This window comes from Calothrix sp. CCY 0018, from assembly GCF_963920925.1.
Lineage (GTDB): Bacteria > Cyanobacteriota > Cyanobacteriia > Cyanobacteriales > Nostocaceae > Rivularia.
The window spans coordinates 182,163-199,019 of sequence record NZ_CAWUDI010000003.1; the positions used below are offsets into that span (position 1 = coordinate 182,163).

Annotated in this window: 19 protein-coding genes; 8 read left to right on the plus strand and 11 right to left on the minus strand. The window is 36.5% G+C overall.

Annotated elements, in window-relative coordinates; genetic code table 11:
• Positions 1-287 precede the first annotated feature (287 nt).
• The 5 genes from ACM03V_RS03450 to ACM03V_RS03470 all read left to right on the plus strand — a co-directional run bounded on the left by ACM03V_RS03450 (position 288) and on the right by ACM03V_RS03470 (position 3,679).
• Entirely contained in the window at positions 288-650 is a 363-nt protein-coding gene (locus ACM03V_RS03450) for a tetratricopeptide repeat protein (protein WP_414619353.1), read from the plus strand.
• Complete coding sequence (locus ACM03V_RS03455) at positions 643-777, plus strand: hypothetical protein (protein ID WP_414619354.1); 135 nt, start codon at positions 643-645, stop codon at positions 775-777. The genes ACM03V_RS03450 and ACM03V_RS03455 overlap by 8 nt, the downstream gene beginning before the upstream one ends.
• A gap of 326 nt (positions 778-1,103) precedes the next feature.
• Positions 1,104-2,612 (plus strand): UbiD family decarboxylase, encoded by a 1,509-nt coding sequence (locus tag ACM03V_RS03460; protein WP_414619355.1) that lies wholly within the window; start codon positions 1,104-1,106, stop codon positions 2,610-2,612.
• Between the two features lie 156 nt (positions 2,613-2,768).
• Complete coding sequence (locus ACM03V_RS03465) at positions 2,769-3,554, plus strand: DUF4058 family protein (protein WP_414619356.1); 786 nt, start codon at positions 2,769-2,771, stop codon at positions 3,552-3,554.
• 44 nt (positions 3,555-3,598) lie between these two features.
• Positions 3,599-3,679, plus strand: coding sequence for a DUF4058 family protein (locus tag ACM03V_RS03470; RefSeq protein WP_414619418.1), 81 nt, complete (start codon positions 3,599-3,601; stop codon positions 3,677-3,679).
• Positions 3,680-4,656: 977 nt separating this feature from the next.
• Here the strand turns inward: ACM03V_RS03470 and ACM03V_RS03475 are convergent.
• From ACM03V_RS03475 to ACM03V_RS03485, 3 genes are all read right to left on the minus strand, one after another.
• Positions 4,657-5,097, minus strand: a complete 441-nt coding sequence (locus ACM03V_RS03475) for a KGK domain-containing protein (protein ID WP_414619357.1) — start codon at positions 5,095-5,097, stop codon at positions 4,657-4,659.
• Positions 5,098-5,187: 90 nt separating this feature from the next.
• On the minus strand, positions 5,188-5,319 hold the full coding sequence (locus tag ACM03V_RS03480; protein WP_414619358.1) for a hypothetical protein: 132 nt from the start codon (positions 5,317-5,319) through the stop codon (positions 5,188-5,190).
• A 28-nt stretch (positions 5,320-5,347) separates the two neighbouring features.
• Entirely contained in the window at positions 5,348-5,488 is a 141-nt protein-coding gene (locus tag ACM03V_RS03485) for a hypothetical protein (protein WP_414619359.1), read from the minus strand.
• 333 nt (positions 5,489-5,821) lie between these two features.
• Here ACM03V_RS03485 and ACM03V_RS03490 point away from each other — a divergent pair, with 333 nt between their 5' ends.
• Positions 5,822-6,274: a PPC domain-containing DNA-binding protein gene (locus tag ACM03V_RS03490; RefSeq protein WP_414619360.1), complete on the plus strand. Its 453-nt coding sequence runs from the start codon at positions 5,822-5,824 to the stop codon at positions 6,272-6,274.
• Positions 6,275-6,341: 67 nt separating this feature from the next.
• On the opposite strand, the gene ACM03V_RS03495 is transcribed toward ACM03V_RS03490, so the two are convergent.
• The 8 genes from ACM03V_RS03495 to ACM03V_RS03530 form a co-directional block, all read right to left on the minus strand.
• The gene (locus ACM03V_RS03495; RefSeq protein WP_414619361.1) at positions 6,342-6,551 is read right to left on the minus strand and encodes a hypothetical protein; all 210 of its coding nucleotides are present in this window, start codon (positions 6,549-6,551) and stop codon (positions 6,342-6,344) included.
• 54 nt (positions 6,552-6,605) lie between these two features.
• Positions 6,606-7,601, minus strand: coding sequence for a glycosyltransferase family 2 protein (locus ACM03V_RS03500; RefSeq protein ID WP_414619362.1), 996 nt, complete (start codon positions 7,599-7,601; stop codon positions 6,606-6,608).
• 359 nt (positions 7,602-7,960) lie between these two features.
• Entirely contained in the window at positions 7,961-8,101 is a 141-nt protein-coding gene (locus ACM03V_RS03505; RefSeq protein WP_414619363.1) for a hypothetical protein, read from the minus strand.
• Between the two features lie 39 nt (positions 8,102-8,140).
• Positions 8,141-9,052, minus strand: a complete 912-nt coding sequence (locus ACM03V_RS03510; RefSeq protein ID WP_414619364.1) for a glycosyltransferase family 2 protein — start codon at positions 9,050-9,052, stop codon at positions 8,141-8,143.
• A gap of 113 nt (positions 9,053-9,165) precedes the next feature.
• A complete protein-coding gene (locus ACM03V_RS03515; RefSeq protein WP_414619365.1) occupies positions 9,166-10,443 on the minus strand; it encodes an ABC transporter ATP-binding protein in 1,278 nt (425 codons plus the stop codon).
• A gap of 3 nt (positions 10,444-10,446) precedes the next feature.
• Entirely contained in the window at positions 10,447-11,226 is a 780-nt protein-coding gene (locus ACM03V_RS03520; RefSeq protein ID WP_414619419.1) for an ABC transporter permease, read from the minus strand.
• A gap of 217 nt (positions 11,227-11,443) precedes the next feature.
• Entirely contained in the window at positions 11,444-12,505 is a 1,062-nt protein-coding gene (locus tag ACM03V_RS03525; RefSeq protein ID WP_414619366.1) for a glycosyltransferase family 2 protein, read from the minus strand.
• Between the two features lie 62 nt (positions 12,506-12,567).
• Positions 12,568-13,878: a glycosyltransferase gene (locus ACM03V_RS03530; protein WP_414619367.1), complete on the minus strand. Its 1,311-nt coding sequence runs from the start codon at positions 13,876-13,878 to the stop codon at positions 12,568-12,570.
• Positions 13,879-14,383: 505 nt separating this feature from the next.
• Between ACM03V_RS03530 and ACM03V_RS03535 the strand changes: the two genes are divergently transcribed.
• Complete coding sequence (locus ACM03V_RS03535; protein WP_414619368.1) at positions 14,384-15,925, plus strand: FAD-binding oxidoreductase; 1,542 nt, start codon at positions 14,384-14,386, stop codon at positions 15,923-15,925.
• A 174-nt stretch (positions 15,926-16,099) separates the two neighbouring features.
• Complete coding sequence (locus tag ACM03V_RS03540) at positions 16,100-16,804, plus strand: actin-binding WH2 domain-containing protein (protein WP_414619369.1); 705 nt, start codon at positions 16,100-16,102, stop codon at positions 16,802-16,804.
• Positions 16,805-16,857: the final 53 nt, after the last annotated feature.

The window sequence follows — 16,857 nt, forward strand, 5'->3', positions numbered from 1 at the left end:
ATGTCAGACTTTTATCATCAAGCCCATATATTCTATTTTGGCTTTTAAATTCTGCTACCACCACATCTGGGAAGAAAAAGTTAGAAATTCGACATATTGAAGTTAATAAATATACAAATACGTGGAGAATAAAATATTTGTTCCATAATTAAATGTTACAAATATGTTGCAAAATCAGATACAAAGATAATATTAAATTAATCGATGTTTATTGCAAAAAATCGCAATTTATATAAATATTTGTTCAATATATAAAAGTTATTTATACCGATTGCTACTGTATTTTTATGTTTAAAAATGAAGTGCAGTTTGCTTTCTTTAACCCCAAACAAGCTTATGAAAACTACGAAAAAGCCATTGAAATGAATCCCAAAGATCCTAAAGCTTACATTCATCGCGGTAAATATCGCTTCAAAATTAAAGATATAGAAGGAGCAATCGAAAATTACGATAAAGCAATTGAACTAGATTCAAATAACGCAACAGCATTTAACAATCGCGCTAACGCAAACTTAGAAATGGGAAAATTAAAACAAGCAATGGCAGATTATTCTAAAGCAATTGAACTTAATCCTCAATACGCCTTAGCTTATTACAATCGCGGTTTGTTGCGTACAGACTTAGGAAGAGTACCAACTGCAAATGTTTGAAGAAGCTAACCCAATCATCTTCGATCCAACCAAAAGACACGACGCAGTTTGGTTATTTGATTGCACCGATGGGAATCCCAATGGCGATCCGGATGCAGATACAGCATATTTCATTTTTATAAGGTAGATTCTGGCGAGCAGGGATGCCGACTTCTTTTTAGCCCCCAATGGCACCCCGTCACTAAAGTAACAATTTCCCTTCGGGGAGATTGAGGATTGAAACACGCGCTTGGATTAAGAAACACAACATAAAAGTAGTAACAATTTCCCTTCGGGGAGATTGAGGATTGAAACTTTATAAAGAAAGCTCATGCAAGAAATTAAAACAGTAACAATTTCCCTTCGGGGAGATTGAGGATTGAAGCAGGATTGAAACAACCAATGCGGATATGTAAGAATTGCTGTTACATATAACAATATCTCTTCGGGGAGATTGAGGATTGAAACTATACAATGGCAAGAGACTTACGGGGATTTATCAAAATTTTGGAAGAAAGGGGACAGTTAAAGCGAATTACCGCTTTGGTTGACTCAGATTTGGAAATTGCGGAAATTTCTAACCGGATGCTGCAAAAAGGTGGCCCCGGTTTGATTTTTGAAAATGTCAAAGGTGCTGATTTTCCTGTGGCGGTAAACCTGATGGGAACCGTGGAAAGGATATGTTGGGCTATGAATATGGAACATCCCCAGGAATTGGAAACTCTGGGGAAAAAGTTGGCGATGTTGCAGCAGCCAAAGCCACCGAAAAAGATTTCCCAAGCAATCGATTTTGGTAAGGTTTTGTTTGATGTTGTCAAAGCTAAACCGGGAAGAGATTTTTTCCCTGCTTGTCAACAAGTTGTGGTGCAAGGCGATAATTTAGATTTAAGTAAATTACCTTTGATTCGCCCTTATCCCGGCGACGCAGGCAAAATTATTACTTTAGGTTTGGTAATTACCAAAGATTGCGAAACCGGCACGCCAAACGTCGGTGTGTATCGCTTGCAACTACAATCAAAAAATACCATGACCGTACACTGGCTCTCAGTGCGGGGTGGAGCAAGGCATTTACGCAAAGCTGCGGAGAATGGGAAAAAGTTAGAAGTAGCAATTGCTTTAGGTGTAGACCCGTTAATTATCATGGCGGCAGCAACACCGATTCCGGTAGATTTATCCGAATGGCTGTTTGCGGGTTTATACGGTGGTTCTGGTGTTAGTTTAGCAAAATGTAAAACCGTCGATTTAGAAGTACCAGCAGATTCAGAATTTGTTTTAGAAGGAACCATTACCCCAGGGGAAGTACTGCCAGATGGGCCATTTGGCGACCATATGGGCTATTACGGCGGCGTTGAAGATTCGCCCTTAGTAAGATTTCAGTGCATGACACACCGTAAAGAGCCGGTGTATTTAACAACATTTAGCGGTCGTCCACCCAAAGAAGAAGCAATGATGGCGATCGCGCTCAACCGAATTTACACCCCGATTTTGCGACAGCAGGTTTCAGAAATCGTTGACTTCTTCCTACCAATGGAAGCTTTGAGTTACAAAGCGGCGATAATATCCATAGATAAAGCATACCCCGGACAAGCGCGACGGGCAGCTTTAGCATTTTGGAGTGCCTTACCGCAATTTACCTACACCAAATTTGTCATAGTCGTAGATAAAGATATAAACATTCGCGACCCGCGTCAAGTCGTATGGGCAATAAGCTCCAAAGTAGATCCCACACGAGATGTATTTATATTGCCAAATACACCCTTTGACACCTTAGACTTTGCCAGCGAAAAACTAGGTTTAGGTGGAAGAATGGGGATTGACGCAACAACCAAAATGCCCCCAGAAACCGAACACGAATGGGGTGCGCCGTTAGAATCCGATGACGAAGTAGCCGCAATGGTGGAAAGAAGATGGGTTGAATACGGTTTAGATGAATTGGAATTAGGAGAAGTTGACGTTAACTTATTTGGTTACGATATGAAATAGACAAATTAATGTAGAGACGTTGCAATGCAACGTCTCATCAGGATTTCGGCAACAATAATATTTGTTTTTATCTATTATTGTTAGGAAATAAAAGATTAAAAACCGCAGAGGGCGCAGAGAGCGCAGAGGAAGATTTTAATAAAGAGAGGTTAAAAAATGTCACATCCATTTCCGGGAATGAATCCATATTTAGAACATCCTGAACTATTTCCAGGATTGCATCACTTATTAATTAGTGAAATTGCTAGATTTCTATCCCCTCAATTACGCCCTAAATACCGGGTTGCAGTTGAAGTTAGAACATATGAAACCACGGATGAAAACTCATTACAAGTTGGCATTCCTGATGTAACTATAAAAAGTCGGCAAAGTGCAAATGATTCTATAGCAACTAATGTAGCAATAGCCGAACCTTCTACAGAACCTGTGAGAGTAAGATTACCAGTACCTTGGACTATAAAAGAAGGTTATTTAGAAGTAAGAGAAGTCGGTACAGAAGCGTTAATAACTACAATCGAAATCCTTTCACCTAGTAACAAGCGTGCGGGAAAAGGAAGACAGAAGTATTTGAAAAAACGCGAGCAGGTGTTAGAAAGTCGCACCAATTTAGTAGAAATTGATTTATTGCAAAAAGGCGAACCAATGCCGATAGTTGATAATAATATTCAAAGCCACTATCGAATTTTAGTTTATCGCGGTAATACCCGTCCTTTCGCCGATTTGTATGCTTTTAACTTACAAAATGTAATTCCTTCATTCCCTTTACCATTGCGTAGTGGTGATAATGAACCTGTTATCAATTTACAGGAATTATTAAATCAAGTATATGAGATATATGATTACGATTTAGTAGTTGATTACAATCAAGAAGCCGTACCGAGCTTGATTGAAGAGAATAAAGTTTGGGTGGATAGTGTTTTGAAAGAGAAAGGATTGAGATAAAATTTTATTAAATAAATAAATAAATAATTCATTATTAATTGCTTATGTCTTCTCCATTTCCCGGAATTAACCCATATTTAGAAAGCCCTGCGTTGTGGCAGAAAATGCACAAACGTTTGATATAGTCATTCCAATTAATTTCCGTAGTGCGTTAACGCACTACCAACCATTTGTTTTCTCCGCAGGAACGACTATAGTAGCAATTGCAGATGCTTTATCTCCTCAATTGCGTCCTAAATATATCGTAGATATTGAACTATTCAAATGAAAACCGCTATATAAGCCTCTTTCCTAGTAGGAGAGAGGTTTGTTTGTCACTGCATTGCACCCAACCGAAAAGCGTTATAACCTCATAAAAACTAAGTTTTCTTCAGTAGTTATTCAGGAATACAGTTTAAGGGGGTAATTTTAAATAAAAAGAAATTAGTATAGAAATGTAGCGAAATTAAATTACTTTTTGATTAATAGGAAAGTAATTTAGATATCTAAATCACAACAGTTAAACTACGTTAACTTGTTTGGTGACATAATAAACCTTTTATCGAAATAATATTTGTTTTTATCTATTATTGCTAGTAAATAAAAGATTAAAAACCGCAGAGGGCGCGGAGAGCGCAGTGAAGATTTAAAAAGAGAGGTTAAAAAATTTCACATCCATTTCCTAGAATGAATCCATATTTAGAACATCCTGAATTTTGACAACAAATTCACAAACGTTTGATAATTTTAGAATCAGATGTTTACTTAATTAGCATTTCAGTTGTTAGTTAAGCATACTAACTTTTGAAGAACCAAAATATTTTAATTTTAAGTTTTGAATAATATTGTCTTGAATTTGATTGGTATTAAAAACTATATTGTTGATAACAACATAGTCGCTATATTCTATCAAAGATTAAAATTTAGCTTGCATACCCAGGATCAAGTTTTATATTTTAGATAGTTATATTTCAAGAAAGCTAATTTCAGTATATAATCAATTTTCATGCGAAAAAAAAGGTGACGATGATATGGATTTCATCTTATTCGCGTGAATGAAACCCTTATTAATAATTATGTTCGCTTATTTAGCTGTCAAAGATTAAAAAAAATATCTCAGATGTTATGCAGCATACATCATGTCGTCAAAAGACAATTTAGGCTGTTTAACTTGATGTTCTTCAGATAAGAATTCTAAGTTAAATTCAATTTTAGCTATTTTGGTAGAATCTTTCTCATTGGGAAAGAAATCTATAGATGTAGCCGTTCTAATTTTTCCTTTCTGCCAGCTTGTAGCACCAAGTCTGAGAATTTCGCAATCATTGCCTTCTTCTGGGGAAGATAAGCTGACGCTGATATTGCAATACCCAAAAGATGTATTGATTAATTCATATATTCTTTCTTTACTGTTACAACCATTATTTTCTTTTGTCAGAAGATAGTTCACCTTTTGCCACAACTCATTTTCTAACTGTTGCTTAAATTGACTAAATTTAACCAGACTGCCGTTGTATGACAAAACATCGTCATCGTTACAACTCAAAGTTTTGAATTTACTTTTCATATGCGTTTAAATCATGTACTAGATTTTCCAATTAAGTTACCAATCTTTTCGCAGTTTCTCTGTTACCAAGACAACATCAATTGTAATCGCTTAAATAGTTTCAACTACACCCTTATTTTCAAACGATGCACTATCAACTATTGCTGCCTGTGGTGACTCGATTGCGGGTAATAAATAGTCGTACAATTGCATGACTTCCAAACAACCGTTAATGGCAGACACGGATTGATTGAAGCTAGCAATTTTTTGACTAACAGCATTTGATAGTCGCTAACGAAGTTTGAGTTGGGGTAACATCACAAGAAGCCAAAGACGATTCTTGCTGTAAAAATGCTAAAACAGAGTCTACTTGTTCCTTTAGATTTTGGCACTGAGGCAGCAGTTCTGCCATATGTAGCATCCCGATACAATAAAATAGAAACTTTGCGTATATTCTAAAAATGTTTTTTTCTATATGCTTCCGTACTATTACTGATAATACTTGTACTTTATAAAGATACCCTATTTTCGTTCCATAATTCTACTTTCTTAGCAAGCATAAGCATAAAACGGAATTAATAATAATGAAAATATCATGAAATCTTCAAAAAAGGGGTTATACCCCTTTGAGCTTAAACGTACTAAAATTACCAAGTATGATTAGGCTGCTATTAACCTAAAATATTGCTATAAAAAGGTCAATTAATGTTAAATTTGAGGATAATCCTGTTTTTCTATGTAGAAAATGTTACCTTTCCTTGAAGCGAGAAGAGATAAGAAGATTATTGATGAAGTTATGAAAATTTTTCCTATTAGACTTGAATCCAATGCAGATTTAAGAAAAAGTTTAAAAAGCTTTGCAGTAGAACAAAATATTCAAGCAGGATTTATATTAACTGCGGTTGGTAGTTTAAAACAAGCGACAATCCGCTTCGCCAATCGAGACAATACCACAGTGTTAACCGAAAAATTGGAAATACTTTCTCTCAACGGTACTTTAGCTCCTACCGGAATACATCTTCACATCGCGATCGCCGACAGTAATGGTAAAGTTATAGGCGGACACCTCAGCGATGGTTGCATTATTTACACTACCGCTGAAATCGTTATCGGAATTGCTGAAAATTTCAGTTTTCATAGGAGCTTTGACGAACAAACGGGATTTAACGAGCTTGAAGTTGTGCCGTTAATTTCGTAATTATTAGTATATATAATTCTTCTTTTTCGGCTCCCTACTCCCTACTCTTGTGAGGGAAAGAAAGCAATTATTGATTTATTATATATATTTTGCTTTCTATTTGAGCATCTTTCAATCCATCAAAAGTTGCTACCACACTTAATGTTTCTACTTGAGTAATCGGTGCGGGTTTCATTTCACCTCGAAAGTCCAGAATTTGCACTAATATAAGATAAGCAACAGCTAAAAGTATAGAAAATACACCCGTAATAATCGCAACAATTTTTCCTCTATCCATGAGTTTTCCCTATTCTTAAAGATATTCTACCATTGCCATAGTAATTAATGGAATTTAACTGTTAAATTTTGAGATGCGGGGATTAATTTTATAATCTATATATGCTTTTAAAAGTAATCCACGACTAACAAATTGTTCGCAAAGACGAAATCCACAAATATCCTGAACTAACTTGTACATAGTTTTTTTAGTTTTATGCTTGAAATCAGGACATAAAGTTAAGCATTTGTTGGAAAGCCGTAAATATTCCGAATAGTCTATATACATATAATCTCTAGCTAGCTCAAAGTAACCATGTGCTAAAGCACGACGATAATTGATTGGAATCTTGTGCTGATATTGTTGTAATAACTTTTTTTCTACTTTTTGCAAAACTTTGTAATGATTTTCTACCCAACGCTGTTTTGAAGCAGTTGATACTGTAACTTTGCCGTATCTTCTATATATTGAATAACAACCGGGTTGATAAACAACTTTTGCTCCAGCCATTATCACTGAAATGAAAAAATCTCTATCTTGTGCAGCCGAGAAATTTTCATCCCATCCACCGCTTTTCTCCACAGCCGTTCTTCTATACAATAAGGATGCAACAGCAGTCCACCAATTTTCGATTAAAGATTGCAAAATATCTGCTTGATATCCGGGCTTGTCTACCTGCTCTAAGAATATTACTCCATTAGATTGATGTCCTTGAAATCGCCAATCACCGTAAACAGCGTCTGCTCCTGTTTCTTCTAAAAAATTGATTTGTCTTTCTATTTTCTCTGGTAAAATTAAATCATCTGCATCTAAAAATTGAATATATTCTCCTTTCGATAAAGCAAAACCTCGATTCCTAGCGTAGCATCCGCCCTTATTTTCAGAAAGGCGTTCCCAGATAATTTTATCTCCATAGCTTTTAATAATTTCCATAGAGTTATCTGTCGAAAAATCATCAATTACAATGATTTCGATATAAGGATAGGTTTGTTTTAAACAGCTATCAATAGTCTCTGCTATCCATCTTTCAGCATTAAAACAAGGAATAATTACGGAAACTAGTTTTTGCATTTTTTATGGCCCTATTTTTTCATTTATAAGTTCTTAAAATTGATACCTATCCGAGACAATTTTAGATTGAGCGGAAAGTTTTTTTTCAATTTCATAATTTAAAATGGGTCGCTTTTCCTAAAATCGGTTGAATTTTGAGACTAAATGTTTCTTAAAAGCTGATTATTACTAAATATACTTTTTTAGACTTTTTCATTGGTGTATCCCACTGTAAAAGGAATCCCTAATTCTTCAGCAAGCGGTGCAATAAAATCTAGTTGAGTTAAATAGTGCGTGTGAAGAATTCGTGGTTTTACCTGTGCGGCTAATTCTTTAATCGCTTCCTTTTCAGTTAAATGATGGTAGGGAAAGTGATTTTTTTAAGGAATATCTGAAGGTTTGCGAGAAACAATAGTAATGTCGTAATCCTTGTAAAGAGCCTCAAGTTCAGTTTTGAGATAGGTTTGAGAAATTTGAGGATACCCTCGGATAACGTACATTACAGACAGTTTTTTTTTCATCACTCTAGTTAGATAATCACAAAAGTCAATAAGTTTATTTTAATTACTACTGAAAGCTTCTCGCAACACTTGCTTGGTGTAGGTTCGCAGCGTATATGACGATAGCGATTTGATTCGTCTTACAGTAGGCTTGAAATCTAGCTTCATCGCCCGCAATAGACTCAAAATCGTAGCTTTTGGCTGACCTAGTTCTAATGACTTTTCTGCATGGTCGCACAAGAAAGTAGCAAAGGTTTGAGGATGCAGTCTAAACAGCGATTCGTGCTTGTTCACTAACCGCTCGAAATTTACTTGACGCAGCGCTGGATTGCGGGAAATTCTGTCTCCATCGTGAGCGGTAAGCTGATAAGTAACGGTTGGTAATCCCAAAATAGAACAAACTGGATTGAGCCTTAAAAACATCTCGGTATGAACCCGAGAGGTAAAAGTTTCATCGTAACCGCCAATTTCCAGCAGAAGCTCTCTTTCTACAACTAATGTCTGTTTAGATAAATAAGACTTCTCAGGTTCAATATCTTCGAGAAAGAAATGAGAACCAAGCGGTAAAGTTGGAGGTAAGCGTCTCTCAATAACTTCACCGTCAGGCTTAACAACTTCCAAACCAGAAAGTGCTGCCACTGGTTGAGGCAATGTAGTATTTTTCAAAGCATCTAGAGATACTTGCGCCATATTGGGTAATAATTGGTCATCGTCATCGAGATAGGTGACATATTTACCTTTTGCAGTCCTCAATCCTACATTGCGAGCCACTGCATTACCACTATTTTTCGCAAGTCTAATTACACTCAATCGAGAATGTTCCGGTAAACTTACTGGCTTGTCGGAACCATCGTCAACTACAATTACCTCTACTTCTTCTACAGTTTGCTGCAAAGCACTGTTAACAGCACGGGGTAAAAAATGAGGTCTATTGTAAGTAGGAATGATGATGCTAAGTAAAATCTTGTTCATTTTGACACACCCAAATGAGATATTTTTGCTTGATTGAAAAATAGAACCATTCTTATACTGGAAAAGATTGTATTTGAATCAAAAATTCTATCAACGTCTTATAATCCGATGTTTTATTTACTAAGAACTTGCCATTGTCTCGGCTGATAAAATTGACATCTACTAATAGTTTTATTAGCTTTAACTGTGAATCGAAAAGATTCAACTATGTCGTAGGAAAGCACGCCATTGCGAATATAAATTCTGGCACTATATACACCAGGAATCATCGAGCAATAGGGCATATGCATCCGTATTTCTGATTTCCCAACGGGGATTTCTAATTCTTGATTATCGCTAGCAGAGGTCATATATAGAACAAGACCTTCTCCTCCCGATAATGCCGTAACTAACATACCCAAATTGGCAGTCTTGATATGTTCGTAAGATTTACATTCTACACTTAAATACGCAGGTTCGCCAGTAAATAAAGTTTCTAAGTTATTATCTTGCTCATCTTTAAAGCATAAAGAAACTATATCTAAACCGTTGCTTTTTTCTTTCGGCTTAGGCGGTATAATCATTCTTCCCAAAGCATTCTCTGAACCGCTCAAACAAAGGTCTTCTTCGTATTTACGAATTACTTGTTCGGTATCGCCGGAAGCAAGCAACTGACCTTTTTTCAGATAAATCGAGCTTTCACATATGTTTAATATGCTGTGAGAATTGTGGGTAACTAATATAAATGCCGTGCCGTTTTTACGCAATTCAGATAGCTTGCGATGGCATTTCATTTTAAATTTGACATCACCTACCGCCAACACTTCATCAATTAATAAAATATCGGGTTCGATGTGAACGGCGCAAGCAAATCCTAATCGTGCAGCCATTCCCGAACTATAAGTTTGAACTGGCGCATCAATTGCATCCGCGATTTCGGCAAATTCTACAACTTCATCAAATCTCTTTTCAATTTCGGCGGTAGGTAAACCGAGAATTGACATATTAGCGTAAATGTTTTCTCGTCCTGATAAAATAGGATTAAAACCTGCTCCCAAAGCAATCAAAGGAGCAACTCTACCTTTAACTTTTACGGTTCCAGTATCGGGTTTAATTAAACCGCTAATAATTCGCAATATGGTACTTTTTCCGGCTCCATTAGAACCTACTAAACCAAGGGCTTCACCTCGATGTAATTTAAAGCTAACATTATCAATTGCCCAAAACTCATTTTTACGCAGAGTATCGCTTTTTCTTTTACCACCAGTAACTTCTGAAGCGATGTCTCTTAAACCGTAAAACAAAGAGCGTTTTAAATCCCTACAGAACTTTTTAGAAACATTTTCAATGGAAATAACTGCTTCACGTTCTTCGGGCTGCGTATCATTTTCTTTTACTATTAAACTAGTCATAATTTAAGAACTTACTCTTTCAACCACAAAAGGCATTGCTAAACGAAAACCAACCCAGGTTACAAATAATCCAATTATAGTAATAATACTGACTATCCAAAACCCTACGGGTTCCGATATAATTCCCGTGGTTGCGAGTTCTCGCGTTGTTACGAGTAAAGGAGTAACGGGATTTAGCTTTACTATGTCGCCGAAAATTCCTTCCGTAGGAACTGGATAAACTACAGGAGTTAGAAACAGCCAAAAACTCGTTAATAAAGTCAATCCTTTTGATACATCTTGATATAAAACTCCTAAAGGTGATAGTAAAACACCGATAAAGGTACCCAAGAAAATTAAATGAATTAAAGCTACAGGAGCTAAAATTACCGTCCAACTTACGGGAACGCGAAACCAGATAAATAAGCCTGTAATTAAAATTAGCTTAATAGCAAAATTAAAAAAGACTTCGCCTAATTTTGCTAATATCAACGCTTCTCTGGGAAAGTTAACTCTTGCTAACATCGGTTTAGCTTCGGTTACAGCTTTTACCGGACCATTTATTGCTTCTACAAAGGTTTGCCACAAAGCGGTGCTAAACATGACATAGGCTGCATAAGGTAGATCGGTTTGTCCAATGTTAATCACCTTAGCTTGACTGGCAAGAGTGAATCCAGCAGCCATGACTATTGGCGGTACAAAAGCCCAAATGACACCTAAAAATGACTGACGATATTGAGCGCTAATATCCCTTACCAACAGCCTCCAAGCGAGTTCGCGAGAGCTTAGCAAGTCCAACCACATTTGTTTGAATAATCTGGAAGGATGTCTAAGTAAGCTTTCTGGGGTATAAATCGCTTCGTATGGTTGATGTTTGCTAAATGTATTTTTTTTCAGTTTTCTTTTCAATCTTTTTCACCCTTAGTTTTAAAGTTTTTCAAATCAAGTTTCTCGGAACCTCACCCCCTTCCCCTCTCCTTAGTAAGGAGAGGGGTGTCCGGAGGACGCGGGGTGAGGTTAATTAACCTTGCGATGATGCTGTAACCGCATTAGGTGGTTGAGTGGGGGGGTTTTGATTGGAATTATTTTGTAGGTGTTTCTTAGCGTAGCTGCTGGTAATGTAGTGATTGAGCAATCTATCTGCTTTACCAACTAATTTACCGGCTACTTTAGATAAGAAACGATTCCCGAAGCTAAGTTTTTGGCAGATAGGCTCGATAATAGTCATCTTTCTGCGCCATCCCAACCGCTTGTATTTATTTTGGAAATACTTGTCTTCGCTCAGATTCCACTTTTCGCGCAATCTTTTCAAACTAGCCATTTCCCAACCGTCGCTCCAACGCAACATATAATACCCGATATCCGACCATTCTAAAGGTGGCCCCGGTACGTAGGTTACTAAAGAATCGGGTTCTAAATAAATAGTACCGCCAGCTTCGGCTACCAAAATGCACAAATCTACGTGTTCTTTGGTATTTAGTAAACCTTCATCAAGCAAACCGATTTTATCGAAGATTTCTGTGCGTACCATCATGCAGTGAAATTCCGCCAATCCGGTTTCTCCACGCTGCAACTTAGGACGCACATCTGCAACTTTTCGTCCTTGCTTGAAAATCTTTTCAATAAACCGTCTTCTCGTGGTGTCGTTTTTGGTTTCTACTTTGATTCCAGATTCACCACCAGCGCAGTGTACTTCTTCGTGTAGGGGTAAATATTGACACACGAGGGGACTAACTACGGTTGCATTGGTTTCTTCAGCGCAATCCACCGCAGCTTTTAGCCAACCGGGTGTTACCACTACATCGTTATCAATGAACACTACATACTTGGTATCAACTTTTCGCAAACCAAGATTTCTGGCGTGGTTAGGAGAAAGATAATGTGCGGTACGAATTACTTGAAATTGCTTTTCGGCTGCTTGAGTTTCCAGATATTTCTTAATATGAGAAGGCGAACCACCATCAACATAAATTAACTTGAAAGGTAGCTGCGTATGCTCGTAAATGCTTTCTAAAGATTCGCGAGTATAGCTAAAACGTTCTCGTGGTGCAACAATGATAGTTACTTCAGGTTTGGAGTTCATACTTTTAATCCTCGAATTTGATATTTGTTTAGGAAAGGGAACGGGGGAACAGAAAGTTTTTTTTATATGTATTTGGGACTTGCAGAAGGAAGGGGATTTTTTTTATCTTTTGAATACAAATCATTACCCGATACCTGTTTATACATTGCTACTAACTCGGAATTAAGTTTATTCGTATCATAATTATTTTCTACTTTTTTGCGACCTGATAAACCCATTTGTGGCCAAATTTCGGGATGCTCTATTAAATAAATTAATTTCTGAGCAATAGCTTTGTGATCTCGTTCGGGAACCAAGAATCCACAAATCCCATCTTCAACTAATTCGGGAATGCCACCGTGGAGGGTACCGATAACTGGTAAACCCATAGCCATTGCCTCTTTCAAGGTATTAACCGGAGCATCTTGATTGCCGTCGCTGGCAGTAACGCTTGGTGCTACAAAGATATGAGTTTCATCAAGAATAGAGATAATTTCTTTTTGATTTCTCCATCCTTTTAAATGAACTTTATCGGCAATGTTCAATTCTTGAATAATTTGCACAAAATGTTCTTTTAATTCCCCATCACCGATAATATTAAATTCAACATTGGGATAAACTTTTGCGACTTCAGCAATTGCCCGAATAGCATATTCTATACCTTTTTTTTCTATTAAACGTCCTGTGGTAGCTATACGAATTAAGCCAGAAGCATCCGGATATCTGGCTTTAAATGTAAACCGACTACAATCTATTCCCGAACCGTGAACGACAATTTTATTTTCATCGCATCCAAGTTGAATTACTCGCTGCCTGAAAAATTCGCAATTAGTATAGAAAAAGTCTCCTTTTTCAAATAGTCCGTCGTAGACATTTTCGCCATACTGATGTAAATACCAACTGATATCGTATCCACGAAAAGTTGTGATCAAGTTTCCTTCAACTGCACCAATCTCGCGCAGTACCACACCTTCATAACTGTAAAATCCGAATCTACAAATTGCTTGTCTCCCAAATTGACAGTGAATAATATCGTATTTTGGTGCGTCTAAAAAAGGTAAAGTCGAATAAAACAATCTTAAAGAAGCTGCTCGTTTGCCATACTTAAAAATATTTAGAGAACGCAGTAAAACTAATGGAGCCTGAGAAAAGTTTGTTGCAAACAAATATAGAGCGTAAAAAAAACGAGCTAAATAGTTTTGAGGAATTGCAGGCAAGTAGCGCGTGCATTCAACTAATTTATATTTTTCTACATCTGGATGCGGCTTATTACCGTCAGCCTGCCTCGCATAAATATGTACCTCGTGTCCGCGATCGATCAAACCTGTAACTTGATTGATTACGAATGTCTCTGACAAAATGGGGAATACGTCTACTATAAAAGCAATGTTCATGAATGTAAAAATAGATCAAATTTGATGTGATTTAGATATGCATCAAAGTACTAATATATGCTTGTTAGTGGTTCGCTTATTACAATAATGGTTTTTGTTTTTTATCGCACATCTTTCCGGATAACTTCACCATTTCTTTATTTGCTATCGTTAATAGTCAATTTTATTTAAAGTAGATCTATCGTTACTGAAAGTGGAAATACAGGCGAAAAACTGCTTAAAATCCGTCAAGGCATAATATTAACAGTTTCCAGGCTAAATAATATTTGAAATATTATGTGAAAACAAAATATTCATCTGTATATTGACCTACATCTTTGTGTAATTATACGTCCTGTAAGTTAGAGGTCAAGTTTACCTGTAAAAAATCATACTTAGATAAACTTCTGTTAATTTATTATGTATAGATAATCGAAATCGAAATAATGTATTTTCCGCATAATTTTCACCGAAAGTAAGAAAATTAAAGATATAAAGCTTTGATAATTTAGCGGAAATAACAATTATGTCTTTAACACAAGAGATTCTCTCACAATTACCCGGTGATGTTTTAGGGGGATTGCGCCGTGCGGACAACATATTGACATCTTTAAAATCGGGAAATGCATCCGTACCAATGGTGGTGAAAGAAAATCAACAACCTCTAGGTAATGTCGATTGGGATGTAATTATTTCCGGTGGAACATTAGGTATTTTAATTGGTTGCGCTTTGGTTTCACGAGGTTTAAAAGTTGCACTAATTGAAAGAGGAATTTTACGAGGTAGAGAGCAAGAATGGAACATATCTCGTGACGAATTGCAAGTACTTTTAGAATTAGATTTACTTACGTCTGAAGAAATAGAAAAGGCGATCGCCACCGAATACAATCCAGCCAGAGTAAGTTTCGCTTCAGGTACGGAAGTTTGGGTAGAAAACGTTCTCAATATCGGCGTATATCCGGTTTATTTACTGGAAACTTTGAGACAGCGATTTTTGGAGAGGGGAGGAAAGCTGTTTGAAAACACACCTTTTACCGAAGCGGTTGTACATCCAGATGGAGTGATGGTAAACAACCAATTCAAAAGCAGATTGCTAATTGACGCAATGGGAAATTTTTCTCCCATCAGCCAGCAAATACGTCAAGGAGTCAAACCAGATGCATTATGTATGGTAGTAGGAACTTGTGCTTCGGGTTTTCCGGAAAACTACAGTGGTGACTTGTTGTTATCTTTCACTGAAATAGAAAACCAGTGTCAGTACTTCTGGGAAGCTTTTCCAGCAAAAGACGGTAGAACAACTTATATGTTTACCTATATGGATGCAGATCCACAGCGTATCGGTTTGGAAGCATTTTTTGAAGAATATCTGCGCTTAATGCCACAATATCAAGACGTAGAATTACAGCAGCTTGACTTTAAACGAGCGCTATTTGGTTTCTTTCCTTCCTACCGTCAAAGCCCTTTAAAAACTCCATTTGCTCGCATTTTACCAATAGGTGACAGCAGCGGAAATCAATCTCCTTTAAGTTTTGGTGGTTTCGGTGCGATGATACGAAATCTTAAACGTTTAACTTTGGGAGTTGATGAAGCTTTGCAAACCAACCAATTGTCATCTGCATCGCTATCATTACTGCAACCATATCAACCGAGTTTAACAGTTACTTGGTTATTTCAAAAAGCAATGAGTGTGGATGTAAATCAAAAAATTGAGCCAAATCAAATTAATGAATTGCTATCAGTTGTATTTGCTGAAATGGAAAAATTGGGTGAACCAGTACTCAAACCATTTTTACAAGACGTAGTGCAGTTTTCCGGTTTAACCAAAACGCTTTTCAAAACAAGTTTAGCAAATCCAGGTTTAATTATAAAAATTATTCCTCAAGTTGGGTTAATAACTTTAATAGATTGGATGTGGCATTACATTAATTTAGGTGTTTATTCTGTTCTATTTGCAGGAAGTGGAATGTTAGAACCGTTAATGATAAATCTACCAGAAAATTATCAATATTATTGGCATCGTTGGGTTGATGCTTGGAAATTTGGCTCTGGAAATGACTACGACGAATAAGTTAGGAGTTAGGAGTTAGGAGTTAAGAGTTAGGAGTTTTTACAATTTTGGATTTTGGATTTTAACAACGGATGCTTTTGTTTTGGATTGAAAATATTTTTCAACAATTAGCATACTTATATTTCTCTTCTCACCGTTGCCCGTTCCCTATTCCCTATTCCCTCTTTAAATAATATGCTTAAAAAACAATCTACAGTCAATAAATACTTTTTCGTTTTAACCAATTTGCTGCGAGAAAGACAAACTTTTCTAGAAGAAATTCGCGAAAAAGTTAGACTGCAAACTAAAATTATTTCTTTATTAGTTTGCAGTTCTTTATTTCTTGCAGGCTATGGAGCAATTATCGGTGCTTACCATAGTTGGATGCAGGCTTTATCTTCTGCGGTGAAATTACCGGCGCTTTATTTAATTACATTATTAATTTGTCTGCCGACTTTGTACTTTGCGAATATAATTTTCGGCGATAAAAGGACTTTTGCTCAGTATTTTGCTTTGGTGTTAACAGCAGTTTCAGTCACAAGCGTGCTGCTGTTTAGTTTTGCGCCAATAACTTTATTTTTTATGCTTAGTACTGGTAATTATCAGTTTCTAATTTTGTTAAATGTAATTATTTTCGCAGCAACGGGGTTTATCGGAATTTCTTCTTTATCGAAAGCTGCAAAAGTTATTTTATATCAAGACGGTGAAAATAGTAATACGCGCCGCAAAATTTTACGTTGGTGGCTGTTTTTATATGCTTTTGTCGGCAGTCAATTGGGATGGACTCTTAGACCTTTTTTCGGAACTCCAACATCTCCTTTTACGTTATTTAGAGAAAGGGAAGGGAATTTTTATCTGAGTATTATTCAATCTTTAGCTCACCTTTTAGGATTCAGGTAACAGTGAGCAGTGAACAGTTAACAGTTAGCAGTTTAATTATTCTCCTCCCATCT